The sequence below is a fragment of the Sorangiineae bacterium MSr12523 genome (assembly GCA_037157775.1).
Classification (GTDB): domain Bacteria; phylum Myxococcota_A; class Polyangia; order Polyangiales; family Polyangiaceae; genus Pendulispora; species Pendulispora brunnea.
Genome location: CP089982.1, coordinates 2,818,627 through 2,844,340, shown reverse-complemented (window position 1 = coordinate 2,844,340; position 25,714 = coordinate 2,818,627). Strand labels below are relative to the sequence as shown.

General features: G+C 63.0%; 17 protein-coding genes. 11 read left to right on the top strand and 6 right to left on the bottom strand.

What is annotated here, in order from left to right:
- Nucleotides 1-214: 214 nt before the first annotated feature.
- From LZC95_11600 to LZC95_11575, 6 genes are read left to right on the top strand one after another with little or no spacing between them, the layout of a single operon-like run.
- Nucleotides 215-1,459 (top strand): iron-regulated protein, encoded by a 1,245-nt coding sequence (locus LZC95_11600; protein ID WXA97478.1) that lies wholly within the window; start codon nt 215-217, stop codon nt 1,457-1,459.
- A 50-nt stretch (nt 1,460-1,509) separates the two neighbouring features.
- Entirely contained in the window at nt 1,510-2,988 is a 1,479-nt protein-coding gene (locus tag LZC95_11595; GenBank protein WXA97477.1) for a thiol oxidoreductase, read from the top strand.
- Between the two features lie 13 nt (nt 2,989-3,001).
- The gene (locus LZC95_11590) at nt 3,002-4,111 is read left to right on the top strand and encodes an imelysin family protein (protein WXA97476.1); all 1,110 of its coding nucleotides are present in this window, start codon (nt 3,002-3,004) and stop codon (nt 4,109-4,111) included.
- Nucleotides 4,101-6,242 (top strand): TonB-dependent receptor, encoded by a 2,142-nt coding sequence (locus LZC95_11585; protein WXA97475.1) that lies wholly within the window; start codon nt 4,101-4,103, stop codon nt 6,240-6,242. Before LZC95_11590 ends, LZC95_11585 begins: the two co-directional genes overlap by 11 nt.
- Entirely contained in the window at nt 6,239-7,582 is a 1,344-nt protein-coding gene (locus LZC95_11580; protein ID WXA97474.1) for an HTTM domain-containing protein, read from the top strand. Before LZC95_11585 ends, LZC95_11580 begins: the two co-directional genes overlap by 4 nt.
- A 9-nt stretch (nt 7,583-7,591) precedes the next feature.
- Entirely contained in the window at nt 7,592-8,848 is a 1,257-nt protein-coding gene (locus tag LZC95_11575) for a hypothetical protein (GenBank protein ID WXA97473.1), read from the top strand.
- Here the strand turns inward: LZC95_11575 and LZC95_11570 are convergent.
- Nucleotides 8,824-10,281, bottom strand: coding sequence for a S53 family peptidase (locus LZC95_11570; protein WXA97472.1), 1,458 nt, complete (start codon nt 10,279-10,281; stop codon nt 8,824-8,826). The two genes, LZC95_11575 and LZC95_11570, sit on opposite strands and share 25 nt — an antisense overlap.
- A gap of 795 nt (nt 10,282-11,076) precedes the next feature.
- Here LZC95_11570 and LZC95_11565 point away from each other — a divergent pair.
- A complete protein-coding gene (locus LZC95_11565) occupies nt 11,077-12,087 on the top strand; it encodes a hypothetical protein (protein WXA97471.1) in 1,011 nt (336 codons plus the stop codon).
- Nucleotides 12,088-12,260: 173 nt separating this feature from the next.
- Here LZC95_11565 and LZC95_11560 read toward each other — a convergent pair whose 3' ends face one another.
- Genes LZC95_11560 through LZC95_11545 form a run of 4 tightly spaced genes read right to left on the bottom strand, consistent with a single transcriptional unit; the run spans nt 12,261 to nt 16,924 of the window.
- Entirely contained in the window at nt 12,261-13,139 is an 879-nt protein-coding gene (locus LZC95_11560) for an ABC transporter permease (protein ID WXA97470.1), read from the bottom strand.
- Nucleotides 13,140-13,144: 5 nt separating this feature from the next.
- A complete protein-coding gene (locus LZC95_11555) occupies nt 13,145-14,164 on the bottom strand; it encodes an ABC transporter permease (GenBank protein ID WXA97469.1) in 1,020 nt (339 codons plus the stop codon).
- Nucleotides 14,161-15,651: an ATP-binding cassette domain-containing protein gene (locus LZC95_11550; protein WXA97468.1), complete on the bottom strand. Its 1,491-nt coding sequence runs from the start codon at nt 15,649-15,651 to the stop codon at nt 14,161-14,163. The genes LZC95_11555 and LZC95_11550 overlap by 4 nt, the downstream gene beginning before the upstream one ends.
- 19 nt (nt 15,652-15,670) lie before the next feature.
- A complete protein-coding gene (locus LZC95_11545) occupies nt 15,671-16,924 on the bottom strand; it encodes a BMP family ABC transporter substrate-binding protein (protein WXA97467.1) in 1,254 nt (417 codons plus the stop codon).
- Between the two features lie 399 nt (nt 16,925-17,323).
- Between LZC95_11545 and LZC95_11540 the strand changes: the two genes are divergently transcribed.
- The 3 genes from LZC95_11540 (at nt 17,324) to LZC95_11530 (ending at nt 23,253) form a co-directional block, all read left to right on the top strand.
- Complete coding sequence (locus LZC95_11540) at nt 17,324-19,069, top strand: serine/threonine protein kinase (GenBank protein WXA97466.1); 1,746 nt, start codon at nt 17,324-17,326, stop codon at nt 19,067-19,069.
- Between the two features lie 77 nt (nt 19,070-19,146).
- Entirely contained in the window at nt 19,147-20,163 is a 1,017-nt protein-coding gene (locus tag LZC95_11535; GenBank protein WXA97465.1) for a PEGA domain-containing protein, read from the top strand.
- A gap of 306 nt (nt 20,164-20,469) precedes the next feature.
- On the top strand, nt 20,470-23,253 hold the full coding sequence (locus LZC95_11530) for a carbohydate-binding domain-containing protein (protein WXA97464.1): 2,784 nt from the start codon (nt 20,470-20,472) through the stop codon (nt 23,251-23,253).
- Here the strand turns inward: LZC95_11530 and LZC95_11525 are convergent.
- Entirely contained in the window at nt 23,246-24,325 is a 1,080-nt protein-coding gene (locus LZC95_11525) for a citrate synthase (protein ID WXA97463.1), read from the bottom strand. The genes LZC95_11530 and LZC95_11525 overlap by 8 nt on opposite strands.
- Nucleotides 24,326-24,430: 105 nt before the next feature.
- On the opposite strand from LZC95_11525, the gene LZC95_11520 reads away from it, so the two are divergent.
- The gene (locus LZC95_11520) at nt 24,431-25,636 is read left to right on the top strand and encodes a citrate synthase family protein (GenBank protein WXA97462.1); all 1,206 of its coding nucleotides are present in this window, start codon (nt 24,431-24,433) and stop codon (nt 25,634-25,636) included.
- Nucleotides 25,637-25,714 lie beyond the last annotated feature (78 nt).

The following is a 25,714-nucleotide window of genomic DNA, read 5'->3' as shown; positions in this document are numbered from 1 at the left end:
CGCGCGAGGTTCACCAATTTGGGAGCGTACGATAGACGATGGATCGCTCTCGTGATCAACGAACAGCGCCCCAAGCACTCGCCCGAGGACGATTTTTTGGTCGGGTATCATCATTGGACGAATGACGCGCCGCGCAATCAGCTCAGCCACCGCTGACGCGCATTTAATGTGGCGGGCTCTTGAGAGTGATTTTCATTTGCGATACTACGCGCGAATGAAGATCCGTCTTACCTCGATTGGACTTGCCGTAGCCCTCACCGTCGGCACCGCGATCTCGGCGTGCAGCGACGACAACAGCCCCGGCTCCCCGCCGCCGAGCAACGACGCCGGTGATAGCGGCAACGGCGATGGCGGATCCGCGGTCACCGCGGCGGACGTGGTGAAGAACTACGCCAAGATCGTCCACGAGAACTACGAGGAGTCCGTCGCGCAGGCGAAGAAGCTGCAGGCCGCCGTGGACGCGTTCCTTGCCGGCCCCTCGGAGGAGACGCTCGCCGCGGCACGCAAGGCCTGGACGGAGGCGCGGCCCTCGTATGGACAGACGGAGGCTTTCCGCTTCTACGGCGGCCCGATCGACGCGGACAACACGGGGCCCGAGGGCGAGATCAACGGCTGGCCGCTCGACGAGGCATACATCGACTATGTCATCGGAAAGGATCCCAACGACCCGAACAAGGAGATCATCCTCGAAGGGGGGATCATCAACACGAGCACCAGCGAGGCGATCACCAAGGAATCGATCGCGGCGAAGAACGAGCAAGGGGGAGAAGCGAACATCTCCACGGGCTGGCACGCGATCGAATTTCTCCTTTGGGGTCAGGACCGGAGCACGACGGGCCCCGGCAACCGCCCCTACACCGATTACCTGACGACGGGCGGGACGAATCACAACCAGCAGCGCCGTCGCGATTACCTCAAGGCTGCAGTCGATCTGCTCGTCGACGACCTGGAGAGCGTCGAAGTGCAATGGCATACCGACACCGCGGACACGTACGCGTCCAAGTTCATTGCCGGGGATCAGAACACCGCCATCCGGAACATCCTCAATGGCATCGGAAGCCTGGCCAAGAAAGAGCTCGCCAACGAGCGCATGAACAACGCGTACCAGACGAAGGATCAGGAGGAGGAGCATTCCTGCTTCAGCGACACGACGCTCCAAGATTTGACTGCAAATGCCAAAGGCATCGAAAATGTGTACCTCGGCCGGTACGGCAACGTGGACGGCGCTGGCATCGATGATCTCGTCAAGGCCAAGAATCCAGCGCTCGATGCCGAGGTGAAGCAAAACATCGCCGCCTCGTTGAGCGCAATCGCCGCCATCCCGGCGCCGTTCGACCAGGCAATCTTGAGCGATGAGGGCCACACGAAGATCAAGGCAGCCATCGATTCCGTCGACAAGGCGGCCGAATCCCTCGTAAGCGCCGCTACAGCGCTGGGGCTTCAGATCAACCTCGAGTAGGTTGATGCTACGGATTCTGCGTGTTCGCGTGAAGTAGTTGGGGTAGGTGAATGGCCGAGATGATGCGCTTTCCGGATCGCCGCCGCTCTTGGATTGGACTTGGCGTGCTCTCGGCCGTTTCCTTCGCATGGGCGTGCAGCTCGTCCTCCAGTGGCGACCTGCCGCCTCTCGTCGATGCGGGAACCGACGCCGGCATCGAGCCCGAGGTCGAGCTGCTGGGCGGCGGAACGACGATTTTTGACCAGACAGCCAACGCGTTCACGTTCGCCGCGAAAAATCTGGACGACGAGGCGCGCGGTGCCTTCGCGCTCGGGGATCACTTTTTCAATCGCAACTGGGTGACCGCGCCCGCATCGGCATCGGGAAACGACGGCCTAGGCCCCACCTTCAACGCGACCTCGTGCTCGGCGTGCCACTTCAAGGATGGCCCGGGCCGGCCGCCCACGTCGAATGACGAGAAATTCCTCGGCCTGTTGATCCGATTGAGCATCCCGGGACAGGACGCGCACGGGGGTCCTCTCGACGAGCCGAATTACGGGGGGCAGTTCAATCACCAGGCCATTCTCAACGTGCCGTCGGAGGGCACTTCCAGTGTTTCGTACGCCGAGATTGCGGGCACATACGCCGATGGGGAGGCGTACAGCCTACGCCGGCCGACGTACAAACTCGATGGAGCGTTCGGGCCCTTCGCACCCAAAATGATGATGTCCCCGCGCGTTGCCCCGGCGATGATCGGCCTCGGGCTCTTGCAGGCCATCTCGGAGGAGACGCTCACCGCGCTGGCGGACGAGAACGATCGCGACGGCGATGGCATCTCGGGTAGGCCCAACCACGTCTGGAACATCCGCGCGCAGAAGGCGACGATGGGACGCTTCGGGTGGAAGGCAAACCAGCCGACCATCGAGCAGCAGAGCGCCGGCGCCTTTCAAGGCGACATCGGCATCACGTCCGAGCTCAATCCCAACGAGAATTGCCCCGCCGTGCAGACGGATTGCAAAGCCGCCCCCTCAGGCGGTACCACGTCGGACGCAGGCGTGCATGAACCGGAGCTTTCGGCACAAAAGCTCGACGCGGTCACGCGCTACGGAATGACCGTTGCTGTGCCCGCCCGCCGCAATTGGACCGATCCGCTCGTGCGCCAGGGCGAGCAGGCCTTTGCGCAGGCGAAGTGCACATCGTGCCACGTGACCAAGATTCAAACCGGTGTGCTCGACGGCTTCCCGGCGCTCTCGAACCAGACCATTCGGCCGTTCACGGACTTGCTGCTCCACGACATGGGGCCAGACCTGGCCGATGGTCGGCCCGATTTCGAGGCCACTGGCGCGGAGTGGCGAACGCCTCCGCTTTGGGGCATCGGCCTGACGCAGGTGGTGAGCAAGCACTCCTTTTTTCTGCACGATGGCCGGGCCCGCGGTTTCGCGGAGGCGATTCTCTGGCATGGGGGCGAGGCGACGGCCTCGCGGGAGGCGTTCCGAACCATGCCGAAAGATCGACGAGAAGCTCTCATCAAATTCCTCGAATCGCTGTAAAAGGGCATCAGCCATGCATAGAAGCGCTTACTTCGCCCTCGCCTTGATGCTTTCCGCGTGCGGCAGCAGCGGCAGCGGCAACAACTCGAACACGCCGCCCGCGGAGACGAAGCCGGTCCTCGCGGACTTGACCAACGACGTCATCCTTCCGACGTACCGCACACTCGACACGGAAGCGGGCAACCTGCGCGATGCCGCCGAAGCCCTGCGCACGGCGCCCAGCGCGGATACGTTGGCGAAAACGCAGGCGGCGTGGCGGGCGGCGCGCAAGTCGTGGCGAAAGTCCGACGCGTTCCGCTTCGGTCCCGTGGAGGCGAAGGAGATTACGGCCGCCGTCGATTTTTGGCCGGCGAGACCCGCGACCATCGAAACGCTGCTCAGCGGCACCGACGCGATCACGCCCGAGTGGTTCGAGAAGCTCGGGGCCAACGTGAAAGGATTCATGGCGCTCGAATACCTGCTCTTCGACAACGCGGGCGCCGGGGATCCAGGCATCCTTACCAAGTTGACCAGCGACGCCGGGGCCGAGAGGCGACGTCTGTACGTGGCCACGGCGGCGGCCAACTTGAAGGCGAAGACGGAGGAGCTTTACAAATCGTGGGACCCAGCCGGGGAGAACTTTGCGGCGCAGGTCACCACCGCGGGTTCCGGTAGTGCGTCCTATCCGTCGGCGAAGGCCGCCGTCGATCAATTGGTGAACAAAGCCGTGTTCGCGGGTGACGCCGTCGCCGGCAACAAAATTGCGAAGCCGTTCGGCAAGAAGAATGGGGGCGCCGTCCAGCCCGATCTGGAGGAGACGCCGCGCAGCGACAACTCGCTGGCCGACATGTTGGCCACCCTCGAGGGTGTGCAGGCCGTGTACGATGGGACCAACGGAAAGGGCATCACCGATCTGGTGAAGGCCAAGAACGCGGCCCTCGATGATCGGATGCATGCTGCGCTGACCGATGCGCAGGCCAAGGTGCAGGCCGTTCCGGCGCCCTTCCGCACGTCGCTCACCGCGCAGGCCGCCGCAGTCGATGCGTCGTACGAGGCCGTCCGTGGGATGAAGAACCTGATGGGCACCGAGGTGGCCGGCGCGCTGGGGACGACGCTCCAGTTCAACGACAACGATGGCGATTGAGAAACGCATCGCCGGCGTTGGGATCGCCGCGGTGCACTTCGTGTGGTCCGGGTCCTTGCATGCGCAAGCAACCCCACCCACCGAGGAGGTCCGCGTGCGCGGCGATGCCGCGGACAATTTGGAGCGCGCCTCCGGCTCGGGATCGCGCGTGTCGGAAACGGATATGCGGCGCGCGCAGCCGCAGAGCGCGGGCGAGATGTTGCGCCGTGTGCCCGGCCTGGTGATCCGTCAGGAAGACCCCATGGGGCTGCGCCTCAACTTGGGTGTACGCGGTTTGAGCCCGACGCGCGGGCGCCTCGTATTGGTCGAGGAAGACGGCGTGCCCGTGGTGGTGAGTCCCTACGGCGAGCCCGAGCTCTATTACTCGACGCCGGTGGAGCGAATTCAGAATATCGATGTCATCAAAGGGCACGACGTTCTGCTCTACGGCCCGCAAACGGTGGGCGGCGTGGTGCAGTTTCACACGTGGCAGCCGCCGACGCGCGAAGAGTGGAATGTCGAGGGAACGTACGGTGAGCGCAATTTCGCCAAAGCGCTCGCGCGCTACGGGAATTCCGCGGCGGACGGCAACGTGCGCTATGTCGTGCAGGCATTTCGCAAGCAAGGTGACGGCTTCCGCAACATGCCATTCGAGGTGACCGACGTCATGGGCAAGGTGGCCTTCGCCACCGGCCGGGATGGCGAGGCCACATTGAAGCTGGTTGCCTACGACGAGCTTTCGCACACGACCTACGTGGGCCTCACGGAACCGATGTACCGGGCCGACCCGCGGCAGGACACCGTCGCACCGGACGACACATTTGGCATTCGGCGCTACGAGGCCTCGCTGCACCACGAACAGCGCCTCGGCGAACACACCAAGCTGAAGACGCTGCTCTTCGCATACACGATGAACATGGGCCTGCGGCAGCAGGATTTCGACCGCACGAAGATGCCCGACACCGAGTACGTGCGGATCCTCGGCCCACAAGGCATCGACGGGGCGGGCCTGTATTTCCGAAAAACGTCGCAGATCCGCGAGCGCAATTACAACGTAGTTGGCGTCGAGCCGCGCGTGGAGCACCAGTTTCACACCGGCCCCATCGCACACAAGCTCGTCTTCGGCGGGCGCATGATGTTCGACAATGCGCGGCGCCGCGCCTTTGCGGGCGCATCGCCCACGTCCGACACGGGCGATCTGCTCACGGACGATACGACGAGCATCTTCGGCTTTGCCGCATTCGGCGAAGATCGCATCGCGTTCCGGGACGATTTGTTGGTCACCCCGGGGTTCCGCCTCGAACATTCGATCAGCAAGCGCTATTCGAAGCGCACCTTCGAGAACGGTGTCACCAGCGACGTCGACCTCGAGGGCAGCGCCACCGCCACGGGCTTCATGCCCGGTATTGGAATCATCTACGGCAAGCCGGCATTCAACATTTTCGGTGGCCTGCATAGTGGGTATTCGCCGCCGCGCATCAGCCAAGCCATCACCCCGACGGGGCAGGACGTGGGCCTATCCGCCGAGCGAAGCATCAATTGGGAGCTGGGCACGCGCGTCCGGCCACTGCGCTGGGCGCGCCTCGAGGCGTCGGGGTTTCTGACCAGCTTCGACAATCAGCTCATTTCGAACAATACGCTGAGCGGGAGCGCAGCCGAGTTCAAAAACGGTGGCAAGACGCGGCACCTCGGCACCGAGCTCACCGCGATTGCGCAGATCGGCCGCGGGTTGAAGCTGCCCGTGGACGTGGACATTGCTGCACAATACACGTGGTCGCGTTCCAGGTTCGTCGGCGGTCTCTACGACGGGAACTTCGTTCCCTATGCGCCCGAGCACCTGCTGGCGGCGACGCTGGACGTGGAGCACAAAAGCGGCTTCGGCGGGCAAGCTACGTTCAGCTACGTGGGCTCTCAGTTTGCCGACGAGACGAACACGGTGGAGGCTGAAATCTCGGGACGCGCGGGCGAGATACCCTCGTATCGCACGTTGGATTTGGGCGCACGCTACCGGCATGCGCCCACCGGGCTGTCGGCGCTGCTCACCATCAAAAACGTGCTCGATGACGTGTACCTCTCGGGGCGTCTTCCCAACGGCATCTTCACCAATGGCTTCCGCCAGGTGTTCGTGACGTTGAAGTGGTCAGGGCCGTGAGCCTCCGGCTCGGGGTAGTCGACCGGGCCGCCGATATCGCATCGCTGGCGGCGTTTCGCATCGTGTTCGGCCTTTCCATGGCCTTCTCGACATGTCGCTTCCTCTGGCACGGATGGATAAAGGAGTACTACTTCGTTCCGAAGCACTTCTTTCATTACTACGGCTTCGAATGGGTGCGCCCGTGGCCCGGGTTTCTCATGTATGCGCACTACGCCGTCATGGTCCTGGCAGCGTTGGGGATCGCGCTCGGCGTGGCCTACCGGGCCAGCGCCATCGTCTTTTTTCTATTTTTTACGTATGCGCACTTCATCGACAAAACGAATTATTTGAATCATTATTATTTGGTGAGCTGCCTCGGGCTGCTCATGATCTTTTTGCCGATGGATCGAGCTGCTTCGGTTCGCGTGTGGCGGCGTCCCCAGGATGCGTGGGATCGCGTGCCCGCGTGGATGCTCGGGCTGGTGCGTTTTCAAGTCGGTGTGGTTTACGTGTTCGGCGGTATCGCCAAGCTGAAAAGCGATTGGCTGGTGTACGCAGAGCCTTTGACCATCTGGCTGGGGGCCAACCAGGAATTTCCGATCATTGGGCCGTGGTTCGGATACAAATGGTTCGCCCTGGCCTTCAGTTGGGCGGGGGCCGCGTTCGATCTGACGGTGGTTCCTTTCCTATTGTGGAAAAAGAGCCGTCCCTTCGCGTACGCCGCGGCGGTTTCGTTCCACGTGATTACGGCGCGCCTGTTTCAATTGGGAATGTTCCCCTGGATTATGATGGGCTCCGCGTTGATCTTCTTCGACGCGAGCTGGCCACGACGCGCCATGGAACGCTTGCGTATTTTGCGGCCTTCCACCGGCGAGCCTGTGACCTTGCCCGGGTTACCGTCGTGGGGACGCGCGCTTGCCGGTATTTACATCGCGTGGAATGTACTGGTGCCGCTGCGGCATTGGCTTTACCCGGGCAACGTTCTCTGGACCGAGCAGGGCTACCGCTTTGCCTGGAACGTGATGCTCATGGAAAAGAATGGCGCTGTCGACGCGACGGTGGTGGACCCTTCGAGCGGGCGCAAATGGACGGTGTATCCCACCGATTACCTCACGCGCTATCAGAGCAAAATGATGTCCACACAGCCCGATATGATCCTCGAGTTCTCACATGTCGTAGCCGACGATTTCGCACGCCGAGGGCACCCCAGGGTCGAGGTCCACGTGGAGGCGCTGGTCGCCATGAATGGGCGCCCCGCGCGACCTCTGGTGGACACACGTGTCGACTTGGCGAAAGAGAAAGAGGGCTTTGGCGCAAAGCGATGGATTCTACCTTTCGACGACACGCCGCCCGAAATGTAGAACGAGGTCATGCGGAAGCACGCTTTTCTTATTTTGCTATGGGCAGCACATTGCGAGGGTAATTCGAATGGTGGGGGCGGGCCGACGTCGTGGACGCTGATGCCGCAAACGACGTTGGAGGGCTTTGCCGTCTATGCGGGAGAAATACGCGCGACGGAGCGCGGCCTTCTCGGGTCGTTCACCGTGCGCGCCTCTGCGGGGGAAGAGGCGCGGCAGCATGTACGGCTCGTCGGGGTCGACGGAAAAGCCGCGTACGATCATGCGTACCGTGCCGATACGGTATCGGGCCGGCTGAGCGAGGTGGAGGATGGATCGGTTTTCGTGAGCGAGGCCGCGGAGGTCATCGATGAATTCTTTTCGAAGGTCCGCATCCGCCGCATGGCACTCGCCGACGGGGCGTTGCAGGACGACGAAATGATGCCCGAGCCGATGCTGAACCTGCCGCTCGCGGAAGCCATTCATCGCGGGACCGATGGGCGGCTTTGGTGCCTCGGCGTGAATTCCGATTTGGCACTGATGCTCTATGGACTCGGCAAAAATGCGCCGGTCACCAAGATTCCCATTGCCGCACGGACGAGCGTGGACCTCCGCAGTCGCATCGTGGGTCTGCGCGATGGGTTTGCCGTCGTCACGAGTTCGGCGGACGTGGAGGCGCGGTTCGGCGTGCCCGCGTCGCGCAAGGGGGCGGAACAAGTGGCGGTGCTCTCCTTCGATGCGTCGGGAAATTTCGTCGAGGCGCAGACGACGGGCTTCGATGCCCGCGCGGCATTGGGTGCCGTGCGCGTCGACGGCACGCGCATCGCCATCACGGGATCCGTGGAGCACACGCTGAACGACAATTCGCTTTTCGTGCGCTCTTGGACACTGGCGCAAGGCGCGCGGTTGGTGCGCGAGGCCGAGAGCACCTTCGACCTGGGCACCGAGCAAGTCCGCATTTCGGCGCTCGATGTGGCGCCCGATGGGCGATGGATCGCGGGTGGCGAGGTGGGCACTCGCCAAGCCGAGACCGGGAGCATCCTTCAAGGTAGCCGCGCCTTCATGGCCACCCTTTCGGCCGCACCCGCGTTCACGCTCCAGGGATATGCCACGTTCGGCACGCCGGAGCGGCGCAACGCGATTGCCGCATTCGCGCGTGCGCCCGACGGAGGCGGCCAAGAGTACGCCTTCGTGCATCACGATTTTCCGAAAACGCACGACGCGGATGGCCGCCCCGATCAGGCTTATTCACGCACGGAGCTTTATCAATTGCAGGTCTGGTCGCAGTAATCCGCGACCTCGCTCACGCAATAGTTATCCCACGCGGTGTTGCAGCAATACGAATCATTGTTGCACACCGCGGTGGCGCACGCGCTGCACGACTTGGTCAATTTCGCGCCCGTGGAGCAAACGTTGTGCGCGCAGGTGCCGCCCGAGCCCGAATCGGTGCCCGTGCCCGCGTCGGTGCCGCCGCCACCGCCGGCGAGCGCCGTGGCATTCGGGCTCCCCCACCCCGTCGGGCCGTCGTAGCCCGCGGTGCCTTTGCAAAGGTAGCTCGGCGAGCAGCTGCCATTGCTGCCGCTGGTCACATCGTAGAAATTCCCGGTGTGCGTCCAGACATACGAGCCATTGTCGCCGCCGTGGCCGGTCTTCGCGTAAATCGACGCAACGATGGGCGAGCTGGCGCTGGTGCCTCCGTAGACCGCCCAGCCCGAGGCGCCCTGCGTGACGTAAACGGCCACACCGGTGTTCGGATCGGCGACCGCCGAAACGTCGCCCATGACCTTCTTCGAGCAACCGGTATCGGTTTGCCACGACGGCTTGGAAATGTATTTGCTGCATCCGGAGCCAGCGCCGTTCCACACCGACTCGGCCCATCCGCGCGTGCTGGACGACTTGGTCAGGCTCGTGCCGCCCACGCTGATCACGCCCGCCGACGCGGCCGGGTACGACGTCCCATAGCCGTTGTCGCCCGTGCTGGCGAAAATGCCCACGCCGGGATGAACGTAGTAGTCCGTATCCGCCTGCGATTCGGTGGAGTCTTCGCTGCCGCCGTAGCTGTTGGACACGACGGTTGCGCCGAGAGAAACGGCGGTGTTCACGGCCTTGCCGAGATCGTCCAACGACGCCGAATTGGCCTCGACCAGGAGGATCTTGCACTCGGGGCAGATGGCACTGGCCATATCCAAATCGAGTGCGATTTCGCCGGACCACCCATCGTCGGCCGCGGGAAGCGGCGATGCTTTCCCGTCCTGATTCACCTTTTTGAAGCAGCCGTTGGCCGTGGTGCACGAGGAAAGGCCGAATTGCGAACGGTATACGCCGAGATCCGCCTCGGCCTTCGGATCGTCTTGCGCGTCGACGATGGCGATGATCTTCCCCTCGCCGCCACCCGAAGGCACCTTGTACGCCGCCTGCAGATCGGACGGCCCAAAGCCGCTGGGCGTGGCGAACGCTTTGACGTTGCCGCTCGGCTCCGTGCGCACCTTGGCGTGGCATGCGGCAAATCCAGGCTTGAGGTTCGTTCGATCGCAAACACTCTTGCTTGGCTGTTCTTGAATTTGGCTCAAAGCTTCTTGATCGGGATCGCCCACATTCCTGGAAGGCGCGTCGTCGCGTGATCCGCTGGAGCATGCGAGCGGAATGCACGCCAATGGTACGAGCGCCGCAAGTGCAGTGACCGAAATGAACGAGACGGCGGTCTTTTTCGAATAAAGAGACATGTTCGTGGCTCCATGCAATATTCGACCGTGCCTCGAGCTCTCTTCGGTAGTGGGCAATACCGGAGAAGCCGAAGTGGCCTGTTGGATTGGCGTTGGACAGAGGGCTAAAATGTGCGCCCATGAAGGTGCATCCGGCACCCCCATGCGCGCTCGACAGGGACTCGGCTACATACGATCGCGGCAGTGAAGTTTCGACATCGAATCACGAGGCCGCCTAAAATGAGTACGTTCATGCGGGCCCGAGTGTGAATACAGTTCCCACTGTACCACCCATATCCTTACAACGTTGTTAGAGGCCAGAGTTTGCCTTACACGAATGTAACCGCAATCCCATCTTCGTTGGATCGCCATTTGCGACTCCAACTTATCCCTTCGCGATTCCTCACGACCAATACCGCGTTACACCGCGACCCCACCTCAACGGTCTGCCCGATGAAATGATCAGAAGATTTACAGGGAGGCGGGGAGGCGGGGAGTTTTTTTGTTTATTGATCACGATTGCCAATTTGGTAAATCGATATCAAAACCAAAAAAACCTCCCCGCCTCCCCGCCTCCCTGTTCAAATCCCAATCGCACATTGCTGCGGCGCGCCTTTTACAGCAGTGTGACGGGGCCCTTCCCGACTTGGCGGTAGGGGCGCACCAAGTCCGTGCGGAGTCACGTCAGGGTCGACCGGATCGATGCAAAGTTGTGCGAAGGACGAATAGCGATTTGGCACATTCTCATATCTCGGCGGCGCGATATCGGGTAATGAAAGGGCACCCGCCCTTCCATCGGGCCGCGAGGAAACGTTCATGAAAATAGCCTCCTTGTCGCGCTTCTCGACCGTCGCCTACACGATAGCACTCATCGTTACAGCTTCTGCGCAGGCACGAGCGCAGGAACGTGCGCAGGAACCAAATGCGGCTCCAGAATCCAGCGAACCGAGTGCGTCCCCGGCTTCGAGCTCTCAAGCCGACCAAAACAGACAAGACAGACAAGGCAGACAAGACAGAGTGCAGGTCGAAGCGCCGGAGGCCATGTCGCCGCCGGCTGCCCAGCCGCAACACCATACGCCGCCCGGGCCTCCGCCAGCCGAAAATCCCAAGTATTTCCATGCAACCGAAGTTCAATATCTGCATGGCTGGCGATACAAAGAGCCGTCGTCGGATCCCACGGGCGACCATGTTCAGAAGAACATCCTGACGTTTCAGCACTACAGTGAGTGGGCGCTGGGTCGCAATTTCTTCTTTTTCGACTTGATCAAGTCGGATTCCGCCGACAACGATGCCAACGAAGTTTACGGCGAGGCATACACATCGCTCAGCGCCAGCAAAATCCTGGGAACGTCACTTTCTGCCGCGATTTTCGACGACATCAACGTCACCATGGGCGTCAATGCCGGGGCCAAAAGCAATGGCGCGGCCCCGTTCATTCTCCTTCCGGGCATAACGACCGATTGGAAAATCCCCGGTTTCACCTTCTTCCATGTCGACGTCCTGGCGTACATCGATCAAGGACGCTTCGCCGGTCGAAGCAACCAATGCCAGCCCGCGACATTCCAAATCACGCCAGCGTGGGACGCGCCCTTCGAGCTCGGCCCGGTCCGTATGGATTTTCAGGGCTTCGTCGACATCATCGGCGGACATGGGGCGTGCGAATACCAAGTTCTCACCCAGCCGCAACTCCGCATCGACGTTGGCAATTTCTTCGGCAAACAAGACCGCATCTTCATCGGTACCGAAGTCCAATACTGGGTCAACAAGTACGGCTTCAAAGACTTGAACGAGTTCAACCCCCAAGCCCTCGTCGTCTGGCGCTTGTAGCCGGTAGCGTTTTGTAACGGCACAGAAGAAGGAAACCGCCAGGACGCCAGGATCGCCAGGGGTGAACGACTTTTTTTGTTTGTTTGAAAAACAAAAAAAAACATGGCCCAGCGCCGTTTCCGTTGGCCCCACTGGCGACCCTGGCGCCCTGGCGGTTTCCTTCTTCCTCGGGTTTACTCCGAGTTCCCCGCAGCGCGCCGTCGAGACGTCACCACGAGCACGCCGATCATCAATGCAAAGGGTGCCACGCCGAAGACCTGCGTTGGCACCTGCGGGATCGCGCTTTGCGCGAGTGTGGCCACGGATTGCAGAATGCCGAAAAGGTAGGCGCCAGCGGCAACCTTGGCGGGGTGCCAGCCGCCGAAAATCACGATGGCCAGCGCAATCCAGCCGTACCCGGCGGTGTGGCGGTGGCTCCAGCCGGCTTTGAAGTCCAGCGAGAAGGCGGCGCCGGCAATGCCCATCAGCGCGCCGCCGAAAAGCGTGTAGGCATAGCGAATGCGCGATACGTTGGCGCCGCGAACATACGCCGAGGTGGGCTTTTCGCCCGTGGCCCGCAGAAGCAACCCGGCGCGTGTGCCGTAGAAGTAAATCGTGGAGCCGATGACCAGCAGGTAGCTCGCGTAGACCAGCGCGTCGCCTCGGAAAAGCAGCGGCCCGAACACCGGAATGTCGCGCAGCACTGGAATCGAAAGCTCCGGCACCGTGGGCCCCGGCACGCGCACGAACGGATTGCCCAACACGGACGACAGATCCGCCCCGAGCAGCGCCAGCACGAAGCCAATCGCAATTTGCGACTTTTTCAGGGTGATGCTCCCGAAGGCCACGATGATGGCCAGCGCCATCCCCGTCAAAGCCGCGGCCGCGAAGCCCACGAGAAGGCTCTCCGTCGCGCGCGCCGCGGCGAATCCCGTCATGGCGGAGAGCATGATCGTCCCCTCGGCCGACAGATTGATCACGCCGGCGCGCTCGGAAAACGTCTCCCCGACGGACGCGAAGACCAGCGGCGTCGATGTGGCGATGGCGGTGGCCAGAATGGGAACGAAATCCATGGCCGCTACGCTCCCCGCCCCGGCTCGGGCATGCGCTTCGGCAAAAGAAGCACCACGAGCGCCAACGCCCCCTGAAGCACGCCGGAAAGAGACGATTCGAGGCCCAGGGTGAGCGGCAAACGAAGGCTCCCTACATTGAGCACGCTGAAGAAGATGGCAATCGGCACGACGAACCGCATGTCGAAGCTGGCGAGCATGACCACCAGGAGCGCCAGATATCCCAAGTTGCTCGAAACATTGGGAATCAGACGGTGAAAGACGGCCATGACCTGCAGGGCGCCCGCGAGCCCGGCAAAGAGCCCGCACGCGGCAAACACGATGAGCAACTGCCGCACGGCCGGCACACCCAGCACCCCCGCGGCGCGCAAGTTCTGCCCCACGGCGCGCGTGCGCAAACCGAAGTACGTGCGCTGGATGACCACCGCCGTGAAGAGCGCGGCCAGCAGCGCCAGGATCAATGCCGTGGGGCTTGCGTCGGTGCTCCCCAGGGTCTCCATCCAGAGCGAGCGATCCATGGGCTCGGTGCCGGCCATGGAGGCCACACCGGGACGCTTCCATGGGCCGAAAATCAGGTAAATCGCCGCGCCCTGGGCCATGAAGTTCATGCCCAGCCCCGCGAAGATCTCATTGACCCGCCCGAACACGTGGAGCGCACCGGTGAGCACACCCCAAAGCGCCCCGGCCACCATTCCGCCGAGGAGCGCCAGCCCGATGACGAGCCACCCGGGCGAGCCCGATGGGAAAAAATGTGCGACGCCGGTGGCCGCGATGGCGCCCGCCACGAGCTGCCCCTCGACACCCAAGTTGTAGAGCCCCGCCCGAAAGGTGAAGAGAAGCCCCGACGCACAGAGAAGGAGCGGCGAAAGCGTGCTGAGCACGCGTGCCGTTTGGTCGAGCGTGCCGAAGGCCCCGTCCCAAAACGACAGCGCCACATCGAGGGGCGAGGCGCCCATGACGACGCAGATCAACGCGACGAACGCGAGCGACAGCCCTATGGCACCCACGCGAACGAGCCACGACTTCACGATGCCTCTTCCAAGTGGCCACCGATCATGCGCCCCAGTCGATCCATGCTCAATTCCGCAGCGCGCACCGGTCGCGAGGCGTGCCCGCCGCTGAAAACGATGACGCGATCGCTGTACGTCAGCAGCTCGTCCAGGTCCGACGAGGCGAAGACGATGGCCGTCCCCGTCTTGCAGCGCGCGATCAACTGCTGCCATACCCACTGCGTGGACTCGATGTCCAGCCCGCGGGTGGGATGCTCCATCAAGAGCAATTTCAATTGCGCGGGGAGCAGCGCCAACTGCGTCCTCTGCTGGTTACCGCCCGAGAGCTGCTCGGCGCGGGTGCCGGGCCGCCCGCGGATGCGGAACGTCTCGATGGCTCGCTCGGCGGCCTCGAGCGTCTCTTTGGCGCGAAGAAAAAGCCCCTGCGCGGGCGCGCGCAACGCCACGTGCTCCTCGATGGTGAAGCCGCCGATGAGCCCTTCCCGTGCCCGATCCGCGGGCACGTAGCTCACGCCGGCCCGTAGGAAATCCCGGTACGGCAGTCCCGCGAGGGAGGCATCGCCCACCACGAGGCGCGCGTCCCCTTTCACCGGCAACAGCCCCGCGCACAGTTGCAGAAGCAGCGCCTGCCCGCTCCCCTCGAGCCCGGCCAGCCCCACGATTTCGCCTTCGTGCGCGGTGAAGTCGTTCATCGCCAGCTGCAATCGGCCGCGCGCCACGAGGGCGCGCTCGAGCCGCACGGCCACCTTCTCGCGTGCCACGCCCGCGGGCTTCTCGGGACGCGCCGCCGCCGAGGAGCCGAACATCATCTCCACGAGGCGATCGGCGGTGATGGGCAGTTCCGCCTCGCCCACCAATTTGCCCTGCCGCAGAATGCTCACCCGATCGCAGAGCGCGAGGACGTCCGGAAGCTTGTGCGACACGAGCAGGATGGAGCACCCATCCTTGGCCAGCTGCTTGAGCGCCCCGAACAACGCATCGCGCTGTTCGTCGGAAATGCCGGTCGTAGGCTCGTCCAGAATGAGCGTGCGCACCCCGAGCGAAAGCAACCCGAGAAGCTCGAGCTGCTGCCGCTCGCCCATGGAGAGACGCCCCACACGCTCCTCGGGGTGGATGGTGAAGCCGAAACGCTGCCGCAGCTCGAAGAAGCGATCGCGCACCTCGCGCCGCCGTTTCCCCAGGAACCAAAAGGGCCCGGGGCGGGCGGCGGCGAAGCTTTCGAGCACCGTGAGCTCGGGAAAATCGTGCGGCTCCTGGTGGAGCATGCCCACGCCGGCGGCGAGCGCCCGGGCGGGATCTCCGCCTTCCATGGGCTTGCCGTCGAGCAGCACGGCGCCGGCATCCCGGCGAACGAGGCCGCTCAAGATGCCGGCCAAGGTGCTCTTGCCCGCGCCGTTTTCGCCCAGCAGGCCGTGGATCGAGCCCGCCTGCAGGGTCAGCGAGACGTCGTCGTTCGCACGAACGGCGCCGAAGCTCTTGGAGATCTGACGGAGCTCGACGCGCATTCGAACGAAGAAAGACCCTTTACTTGCTGTTGCCGGTGATCCCCTGCAGTAGCTGAGGCATGTACCAAATTTTCTGAAGCGTCGCTACTTCGCCGGGCTTCAAGAAGTCCGATCCATCTTGGTACTTGATCGGGCCGACGAAGAGGTTGACGCTCTTGTCGCCCAGGCCACGAATCAGCTCGTCGAGCGAGGCCTTCTTGTCGCCCAGTGCCTTGCCGAATTCGAAGCCGATGGACGACTTCTCTCCGTTCATGTTCGCGTAGTCGGGCTCGGCCAGCACGAACTCGCCCACGTACTTCCCGTCCTTCGCCTTGGAAATGGCATCGAAGTACGAGGGCACCCAGTTGTAATAGACGACGCCCAGGCACGCGTCCGGCGCCACGTCGCAGCCCGTCTTGTGGTCGTAGTGCACGTAGCGCACCTTCTTGCCCGCCTCGTTGGCCTTCTTGGCTTGCACGGCGGCTTCCGGTGTATCGAGACCGCTAATCACGACATCGAACCCACCGTTGTAGTAATCGTCGGCCACCTTGGTGGGGTCGAGCGTCTGGCCGGGGATGTTGAACCAGAAACCGATCCACGTAATCTTGAAGTTGAGATCCTTGGCCGGCTTCTTTCGATACTTCTCCCAGCAATATTTGGCGCCAAGGTACGCGGAGGATGCGATGCGCCGTGTCTCGTCGTTCACGAGCGGGCCTAGGTAGCCGATCTTCCCCGTTTCGGTGGAGAGGGCGGCTGCGCAACCGCCGATGGCCTCGGCCGGCTCGATATCGCCCATGATGTTGCCGAGGTTCTTTTGATTCTTGAAATTCTGCCCGTCCTTCCACGCATAGTCGCCGGAGACGTGCACCACCCCAACGTCCGGATGTTTCTTGGCCGTGTCGAGGGCGTCATCTTTGTAGTCGTCGGAATTGAAGATTATGAACTTCGCGCCATGTGAAATCATATCATCGGCGACTTGGGACCCCTTGACGTTCGGACGGTCGGCCGGATTTACCTTGTCGACGTACTCGAACTTCGTATTTGGAATCTTGGCGAGCGCAGTCTTGAGGCCGTCATAATGGGCCTGATTCCACCCATGATCGTTCCACGGCCCGATGAGGACCATGCCCACCACGAACGGGGAATCTGCGGATTTCGAGCCCCCACTTGCTGCGGCACCCGATGCTGCTGCGGTCGCTTTCTGCGACTCAGAGTTGCCCTTGCAACCGCTCGAGATCACGCCGGCGGCCAATATGGCGGAACATCCGATGATACCCCACTTGTTCGATTTCATATCGCCTCTTCTGGTTCTTCGCGTTCTTTCGTAATTGCAAGCCGTCCGACGTTTTGATGCGGATGGTGCCCCGAAGCCCCGGAGCCGTCAATCGACTCGACGAATCGACTAATTGCCTCCTTCCATGATGTTTGTCGGCCTCAATGCATGCGGGTTGCTTGCAATCTGCATGTAAATTGTCGCGTGCCTCGTTGTCAAATGAACGCACTTTTCTGGTCCCACACGACACGGCGCCGTAATGTGGGTAGGACAGCGTCCGACGTCCTTGACGCGTTGTCGTAAAAACCTACGCCTCTTCCTCGCCGAAGCGCTTTCGCCATGGCTTTTGGAACCAAATCCGACGAACATAGGACGGGGATGGGAGCGGAGCAGAACGAAACTTTTCAGGCTCTTCCGGCAATGGTCGGGAAGTATCGCCTCGTCGCGGAACTCGGCACGGGTGGGATGGCCCACGTTTTCCTCGCGGTCATGCGTGGACCTCATGGGTTCAACAAGCTGGTCGTTCTGAAGGTGCCGCGTGATTCGGTGGCGTCCGATCCCAACCTGCTGGCCATGTTCCACGAGGAAGCCCGGCTCGCGGCGCGCCTCAATCACCCCAACGTGGTGCAGACCTACGAGGTCATTCACGAAGAAGGTCGTGACATCACGGTGATGGAATACTTGGATGGCCAGCCGCTGCACAAAGTGCTGGCACGCGCGCGCAAGATCGGAAAGGGCCTGCCGCTCGGTATGCACCTGCGCCTCATCTGCGAGGCGCTCACCGGACTTCATTACGTGCACGAGGCAAAGGACTTCGACGGCACACCGCTCGAATTGGTCCATCGTGACGTGTCGCCGCCCAACCTGTTCGTCACATTCGACGGCAGCGTGAAGGTGTTGGACTTCGGCATCGCAAAAGCCGTCACCTCGGTCCACGAGACGCAAATTGGTACGTTCAAGGGTCGCATTCGGTACATGCCGCCCGAGCAGTTGATGGGCGGCAAGATCGACCGGCGCGCCGACATTTTCGCGCTCGGAGCCATCTTGTGGGATGCCGCCGTGGGCGAAAGCATGTGGAAGGGCCGGACGGACGTGGAGGTCATCAGCGCCGTCGTGGGGGACGAAGTCCCTGCGCCCAAGAGCATTCACTCCGACGTGCCCGAAGAGCTCGACACCATCGTGCGCAAAGCGATGTCGCACGATCCCAATAAACGCCACTCCACGTGTCTGGAGCTGCAGGCCGAAATCGAAGCATTTTTGGCGAAGCTGCCCGACAAGTACACATCGCGCGATCTCGCGGCGCACATGACCGAGTTGTTTGCGCAAATTCGCGCCGAGCGTCAGCGCATCATCGAGAATCAGCTCGCCAAAGTGAGCTCCTTGCCCACGGGCGAATATGCGCCGCTGGCGCAAATGGATCTTCCCCGCTCGTCGCTCGCCTCCCTCACGGGGTCGTCGCGCATTCCCTCGGGGTCGACCACACCTTCGGGCCCTCGTTCGCTCGAGGCGATCACCGAGGGCTCGCTCCCCGCGACGAAGCGGCTCTCGCTCGATACGGCGATATCCGCCGCGCAGCCGTCACGCCGTTCGACCATGTCCACCATGATCCTCGGGCTTGGTGCCATCGCAGTGGTGGGTGCGGTGGTGGTCGTGGGCAAATCGTACAAGGGCGGAACGGACGCTCCGCCCCCGCCGGCCGCATCGGCGGCAGCCAACACGCAGGCGCCGGCAGCCTCGAGTCCTGCGGCGGGTGCGGGGGCACCTGCGACGGAGATCGTGACGGTGTTGCGCGCGGAGCCGAGCGATGCGCGGCTCTTTTTGGACGACACGCCGCTGGCGAGCAATCCGTCGATTCAACGCGGACCGCGTGACACTTCGACGCACACGGTTCGCGCAGAGGCCAAAGGCTACGTCTCCAAGTCGACGACGGTGGTCATGCACACCGATAGCGACGTTGTTTTGAAGTTGGAAAAGGAAGCGCCGACGTATCAGCCCCGCGCCTACGTGCGTCCAAGTCGCACGCAAAGGGAGCCTGCCGTCAGTGCAGCACCTACACCGCCGCCGCAGCCTCCCTCCGCGACGGTGAGCGCACCGCCTCCCGCGGAGACCAAGACGAACAAGAAGCAGGCTCGCCCAATCGATACGGACAATCCCTGGGCGAAATGAAAATACGTTTCCGCGCGCTCACGCGTTGGTAATGTAAGCCTCGATCCGAAGAAGAAGACCGATTGGAGACGCTGTCCATGACGAGAATGATTCGATCCGCAGCCGCAGTGAGCCTCGCGAGTGCCCTTCTCGTTTCCGGTGCGGCGTTCGCACAGGTTCCCGGGGTGTCGGGCCCCGTACCACCTGCCAATCCCGCCAATGCCGACGAAGCGCAAATGCGTTTCAAGCGCGGTTTGGAACTGTACGACGAGCAAGATTTCCAAAATGCGCTCATCGAATTTCGGCGCGCGTACGAACTGCAACCCACGTACAAGATTCTCTACAATTTGGGTCAAGTCTGTTTCCAATTGACCGAATATGCGTGCGCACTCCGTAATTTCGAAAAATATTTGAAAGAGGGCGGCCCCAACGTGGCAAGCGATCGTCGCGCGGAAGTCGAGCGCGACATTGCCAAGTTGCAAACGCGTATTGGCCGTATCGAAATCGTCACCAACGTGCCGGGCGTCGACATTACGATTGACGATACGTACATTGGCAAGACGCCGCTCGATGCCTCGGTGCCCGTGGGCGCAGGCCGGCGCAAGATCACGGCGACGAAAGAGGGCCGTGCACCGCTGACCCGCATCGTGGAGGTCGCGGGAACGGAGTCGACGCGGGTCCAGCTGGACATGGTGAGCAACGTGACGACGGTCACCGCGCCGGAGACGCCGTCGAAATGGACCACGTGGTCCACGGTGGGGGTCATCGCCGCCGGCGGCCTCGCTGCGGTGGGCGCGACAACGGGAATTCTGGCCTTGAAGGCCTCGAGCGACCTGAAAGACAGCCGATTTGCCGGCAATACGCCGGACAGCAGCACGGAGAATCAGCAGTCCAAGGTGAAGACGCTTTCGGTCGTCACCGACGTGTTCATCGGTGCTGCCATCGCAACCCTGGGTACGACGCTCATCTTGACCTTGACGCGCGATCCCAAGCCGGAAGAGGCAGAGGAGAAGCCAGAAGAAAAGAAAGCGGCGCGCGCACTGCCCAAGCGCCCGAGCCTGCAGATGAACGTCGGCGTGGGCCCCGGCAGCGTGATGCTCGGCGGACGCTTCTAAGAGTGCATCCCACGATGGGATTCGAACCGCCAAGACGCCAAGAACGCCAAGGGATTGAGAATTCGTGAAGGAGGCGCTCCTCACCCACCCCATCCATCTTGGCGTCTTGGCGGTTAAATCTCTGCCTTCGACTTACGTCTCGCTAATCGGGTAAGTCAAATACGACTCCTGACCCTGGCCGAGACCACGATCGAGGCGATCATGATCCAGTCGATCGCTTTATTTGCTTGCTTTTCCCATTTCCAATTTGAAGGCACCTCTCACGGCTGATAACTTGGCCCCTAAACTCTAAAGTGAGGTTGGCCAATGAGAAGGTCCCTGCTTGGAATTTCGACCATCGTTGCCTCTGCGTGGTTGGCAGGGTGCCAGGGGGATGACGGGACGGCTTCGTCACGAGACGGCGTTCATGCTGCGCCGGTGGCGGAAGAGGCCTCGCACGCAACCCCCGACGGCATCCGTACCGCAGCGCGCGGGCCCAATATTTCCATCGTTTTTCACCCGGTGGACAACACCGCGGCCAACGATGGCGCTTTCTTCCTGGCGGAGCTCACCATCGTCAACGAAAGCGCCATCCGGCTCGAGTCCGACGGCTGGCAGATCCATTTCAACTTCGTGCGCCGCATCCTCGACGAGGGCGAGGGCAACGCCAACTACAAGCAACGATTGGCCGCCCAAGGCGTCAAATTCAGCAAAGGGGACGAGGCCAAGAGCGGCGATTATTGGGTATTGGAGCCACTGGCCAATTTCGCCCCCATCGAGCCGGGCGGAAAACGCGTCATCAAGCTGCTCGCGGAAAACTGGGCCATCCTGAAAACGGATGCGCCGGCCGCATTCCATATCGTGTTCCCGCCGGACAAGGACGCATGGGCGCTCCAGTCGTCCGTCGTAATGGATGCGTCGGATCCGAAGCAAACGAAGCGCTTCCCGGGCGATGTGCTTCCTGCGCAAACTCCGCAACTGCGCTACGACGAGAACGGGCCGCTGAACAAGGTGCAACTCAGCGCGGCCCATACGCTCCTGCCGACACCGCAGTCGTTCATTCAGGGCACCGGCGAATACCGACTTGGCGGACCGCGCATCGCCATCGAATACCAGCGCGGGCTGGCCAAAGAGGCGGCCTACCTCAAAGCCGCCCTGGGCGACGTCCTCGCGGGCTCGATCGATGCGAGCGAGCGCGGTCAGTGCGGTTCGGAGATCCGGCTCATCCTCGATCCCCACGCGCACACCGGGACGGAGAGCTACACCCTGGAGGTCGACGCGCAGAAGGGCATCGAGATCCGCGGTGTGGATGCGGCAGGCGTCTTCTACGGCATTCAGACCCTGCGGCAGCTCATTCCCATTGAAGCCTACCGTGCCGCAGCGACGCCGGGTCCGCGCAAGCTGTCCGTGCAGATCCCTGCGGTCACGGTGGCCGACGGCCCCCTCTTCGCCTACCGCGGCATGGCACTCGACGTGGGACGGCACTTCCAATCCAAGGCGACCGTCAAAAAGCTTCTCGATTTGCTCGCCTTCCACAAGATCAACAAGTTTCATTTCCATTTGACCGACGACGAGGGCTGGCGCCTCGAAATACCGGGTATTCCCGAGTTGACCTCGTACGGTTCGCGGCGCGGCTTCGACGTGGACGAGGGCAAGCAGCTTCACATCGGCATGGGCGCGGGGAGCGATCTCGCCCCCGGCGACGGCATCCGCGGAAAGGCGCGCACCGAGGCGGAGGCCAACGGTGGCAGTCAACCCACGTATCAAGGCTACGAGCAGGCCGCGCTCAACTTCGTGGGCAAGGGCAGCGGCTATTACACGACCAAGGATTTCGAAGAGATCCTGGCCTATGCCACCGAGCGCCACATCGACGTCATTCCGGAAATCGACGTGCCCGGCCACGCGCGCGCAGCCGTCAAGGCGATGGAGCACCGGTACAAGAAATATGCGGCCAGCGATCCGGCAAAGGCCAAGCAGTACCGGCTCGTCGATCCGGATGACACGTCGAAGCACACGAGCGTGCAAGGATATACGGACAACTTCGTCAATCCGTGCTTGCCCTCGAGCTATGCCTTCCTCACCAAGGTCGTGCAGGAGGTGAAGGCCCGGTTCGACGCCGTCCCGGGCGCCAAGCTGACCATGATCCACGGCGGCGGCGACGAGTTGCCTGGCCTCTCGTCCAACGTGTGGTGGCAAGGCTCACCGCTCTGCAAGTCCAATCCCGAGACGAAGGATTTGGGCGACGAGGCACTCAAGGACTACTTCTTCAAGAAGTGGCAGCCGATCATCGGGAAGACCGGCGCGCGCATGACCGGATGGGACGACATCATCCACGGAGGCCTGCAGCTCGAGGGCTTCGTTCCCATGCCGTGGAGCAACGTGTGGGGTTGGGGCCGCGAAGACGACGCGTACAAATACGCCAACGAGGGGCGCACGGTCATCCTCTCCCACGCGACGAATTTGTACATGGACCTGGCCTACAACAAGGACCCGGACGAGCCGGGCTACTATTGGGCCAACTTCGTCGACGAGAGCAAGACGTTCAACTATCTGCCCTTCGACGTATTTGCCATTGCCACACACGATCGCATGGGCAATTCAATCGATCCGAGCACATGGGCCTCGAAGACGCATTTGACCGAGGCTGGGAAGGCCAACATTCTCGGCATGCACGGGCTCCTCTGGGGTGAGAACCAAAAGAGCCCCGAGCTGCTCGAGTACTTCGCCTTCCCGAAGATCCTGGGCGTGGCCGAGCGCGCGTGGAATCGCAATACGCCGTCGGCGGCGGATCTGCCGGCTGCGTGGAAGCAATTCGTGAATACGCTCGGCCAAGCGGAGCTTCCCCGTTTGGACTTCTACCGCCCCGTGGATACGCGCCGCGAGCTGTCGCGGTCCGTGGGGGTGAATTACCGCATTCCGTTACCTGGCGCGCGGATCGAAAATGGGCAGTTGCTCGCCAATGTGCGCTACCCGGGTTTGATCATCGAGTACTCGACCAACGGCGGCAAGACATTCAGCACGTATCGGGGCCCCACCGCGGTCTCGGGCTCCGTGGTCGTTCGCTCGAAGACGCAGAGCGGACACGTGAGCCGCGTGGGCAAGGTCAATTAGCCAGAGTGCCGACGTAACGCGACGGGGGGCGAATCAATCGCCCCTTGTCGCGTTGCTCGGCGATGTGTGCACACCAACCGACGACCCGCCCCACCGCGAAGGTCGGCGTAAAGGCCTCGCGCGGCAGGCCGATGGCATCGAGCAGCACCGCCGTGTAAAACTCGACATTGGCCTCGAGCTTGCGATCTGGATACCTCGCCGCGAGGGCGCTCTTGGCCACGCGCTCGACGGCCCGCGCGAGGGCGAGTCGCTCGGTGCGCAACCCCGCGTCGATGAGCGCGAGGGTCGCTTTCTCGAGGACCTGCGCGCGCGGATCGCGAACCCGGTAGATGCGGTGGCCCATGCCCATGATGCGCCGGCCTGCCTCGAGCTCGGATGCGATGAACGCTTCGGCGCGCGAAGGCTCGCCAATGGCATCGAGCATGTCGAGAACCGGTCCCGGCGCGCCGCCGTGCAGCGGCCCTTTGAGGGCGCCAATGGCGGCGACCACGGACGAAACGATGTCCGAGTTGGTCGACGCCACCACGCGCGCCGTGAAGGTGGAAGCATTCATACCGTGATCGGACACGGTCACCAGGTACGTCGACATCGCGCGCGCGGCAGCGGCAGCGGGTGCGTCCCCGGTGATCATGCGCAGGTAATCTTCGGCCTGATCGAGACTCGGATCGGGCGCCACCGGGGCCTTTCCAGCGCGAATGCGCGCCCATGCCGCGGCATACACGGCGACGACGGCGGTCACGCGCAGGTCGGCCTCCTCCGCCGCGTCGCCGAGGCGAAGATGCCCCACGGCCGCGCGCAGCGCATCCATACCGTCGGGTGCGGAGAGCGCATCCCCCAACCCGCCGAGACGGTTCCACGCCTCCAGGCGGGCGGCGCCGAGTCGTTTGCGAATGTGGGCACTGGAACGCGGGCGCCCGTCCGCGGTCCCCCACAGCAGAGCGCATGCATCCTCGAAGGAGGCCGTCTCGGCCCACCGCTCCACGTCGCGCCCCGCAATGATTAGCTTTCCTGCGGCCCCGTCCACGTCGCTCAATGCCGTGGATATCGTGTCATTTGCCGTTTCGCTTGCCATGGTTGCTCCTCTCGACGAGTTTATTTGGGCCGGTGCGTCATGTTGATCAACGTTGATTCGACAATCCATACGACTCACTTCGTCGCGTCGCCGGAGGCGTGCGCCATGCTCGGGATACGCCGGGAGACGCTCTACGCGTACGCGAGCCGCGGACTGCTTCGCAGTTATCCGTCCCCTGGAAAGGGGCGCGGGCGCATGTACCTGCGCGACGACATTCTTCGATTGAAGGCGCGCCACGATGCGCGCTCGGGCCACGGTCCCGTCGCAGCTGCCGCGCTGCGCTGGGGCGAGCCGGTGCTCGACTCGAGCATCACCGAAATGTCCGTGGAGGGCCCACGCTACCGCGGCATGCTCGCCACGGACCTTGCCATTCGCGGTGCGAGCTTCGAGCAGGTCGCCGAGTTGCTCTGGAGTAGGAGCGGAACGCTACCGCCGACGCAACCGCGCTGGCCCACGGCGGCGATCCCCGAGGCCGAATTGGCTCCCCTCGCCGCAGGGACGCGTCGCCCTCTTGCGCGACTCCCACTTCTCCTCGCAGCCTGGCAGGCGCATTCGAGCTTCGGGCGAATGCGGCGCGCGGCGAGCCCGCCATCGCCGGAGGCCACGCGGCGACTCGCGCGCAGCCTCATCGCCGCACTCCCCTGGATCGTAGCCCCCGAGCGATGGCCGGATGCCGCGGCGCGTGCGCCCCGCATGGCCGAGCGCATCTGCCTTCTCTTGAATCGCTCCCCGCAGCCTGCACGCGTGCGGCTCATCGACGCCGCCCTCGTCTTGTGCGCCGATCACGAGCTCACGGTTTCCTCCTTCGCCGCGCGGGTCGTCGCGTCCTCGGGCGCCGATCTCTACGCCGTGCTCTTGGCCGCGGCGAGCGCCTTTTCCGGACCGCTTCACGGCACGGCCAGCGACGCCGTCGAAGCGCTGATTGACGATACGCGACAGCCCCACCGCGCCAAGCGCATCGCCACGGCCTATGCCAACCGCGGCGAGGCCATTCCGGGTTTCGTCCATCACTTGTACCCGCAAGGAGATCCGCGTGGCCGGGTATTGCTCGACTTGGCCATGGAGCTTGCACCGAACAAGCGCAAACTTCGGATCGTGCATGCCCTCGTGGAAGCGGCCGAGCCCCTGGGACAGCATCCCACCGTGGATGTGGCGCTCGTCGCGGCGGCACAGGCCTTGGGAGCCAACAAAGGCACGGCAAGCACTCTCTTTGCGTTGGCCCGTGCGGCCGGTCTGGTGGCCCACGCTCTCGAGCAGCGTGAAAGCGGGGTTCTCATTCGCCCGCGCGCGCGTTACACCCCGTCGGGATAAGCGATTTCGCAGTTGCTCATTTCGAATCCGACGATAGGCTCGTAGCGTATGCGCGTGCCGGCCGCCCTACGGGGAGCG

Bases quoted from the DNA above. Each gene is read 5' to 3' on its own strand.
- LZC95_11600 (WXA97478.1), top strand. From the start codon at position 215: ATGAAGATCCGTCTTACCTCGATTGGACTTGCCGTAGCCCTCACCGTC.
- LZC95_11595 (WXA97477.1), top strand. From the start codon at position 1,510: ATGGCCGAGATGATGCGCTTTCCGGATCGCCGCCGCTCTTGGATTGGA.
- LZC95_11590 (WXA97476.1), top strand. From the start codon at position 3,002: ATGCATAGAAGCGCTTACTTCGCCCTCGCCTTGATGCTTTCCGCGTGC.
- LZC95_11585 (WXA97475.1), top strand. From the start codon at position 4,101: ATGGCGATTGAGAAACGCATCGCCGGCGTTGGGATCGCCGCGGTGCAC.
- LZC95_11575 (WXA97473.1), top strand. From the start codon at position 7,592: ATGCGGAAGCACGCTTTTCTTATTTTGCTATGGGCAGCACATTGCGAG.
- LZC95_11570 (WXA97472.1), bottom strand. From the start codon at position 10,281: ATGTCTCTTTATTCGAAAAAGACCGCCGTCTCGTTCATTTCGGTCACT.
- LZC95_11565 (WXA97471.1), top strand. From the start codon at position 11,077: ATGAAAATAGCCTCCTTGTCGCGCTTCTCGACCGTCGCCTACACGATA.
- LZC95_11560 (WXA97470.1), bottom strand. From the start codon at position 13,139: ATGGATTTCGTTCCCATTCTGGCCACCGCCATCGCCACATCGACGCCG.
- LZC95_11550 (WXA97468.1), bottom strand. From the start codon at position 15,651: ATGCGCGTCGAGCTCCGTCAGATCTCCAAGAGCTTCGGCGCCGTTCGT.
- LZC95_11545 (WXA97467.1), bottom strand. From the start codon at position 16,924: ATGAAATCGAACAAGTGGGGTATCATCGGATGTTCCGCCATATTGGCC.
- LZC95_11540 (WXA97466.1), top strand. From the start codon at position 17,324: ATGGTCGGGAAGTATCGCCTCGTCGCGGAACTCGGCACGGGTGGGATG.
- LZC95_11535 (WXA97465.1), top strand. From the start codon at position 19,147: ATGACGAGAATGATTCGATCCGCAGCCGCAGTGAGCCTCGCGAGTGCC.
- LZC95_11530 (WXA97464.1), top strand. From the start codon at position 20,470: ATGAGAAGGTCCCTGCTTGGAATTTCGACCATCGTTGCCTCTGCGTGG.
- LZC95_11525 (WXA97463.1), bottom strand. From the start codon at position 24,325: ATGGCAAGCGAAACGGCAAATGACACGATATCCACGGCATTGAGCGAC.
- LZC95_11520 (WXA97462.1), top strand. From the start codon at position 24,431: ATGCTCGGGATACGCCGGGAGACGCTCTACGCGTACGCGAGCCGCGGA.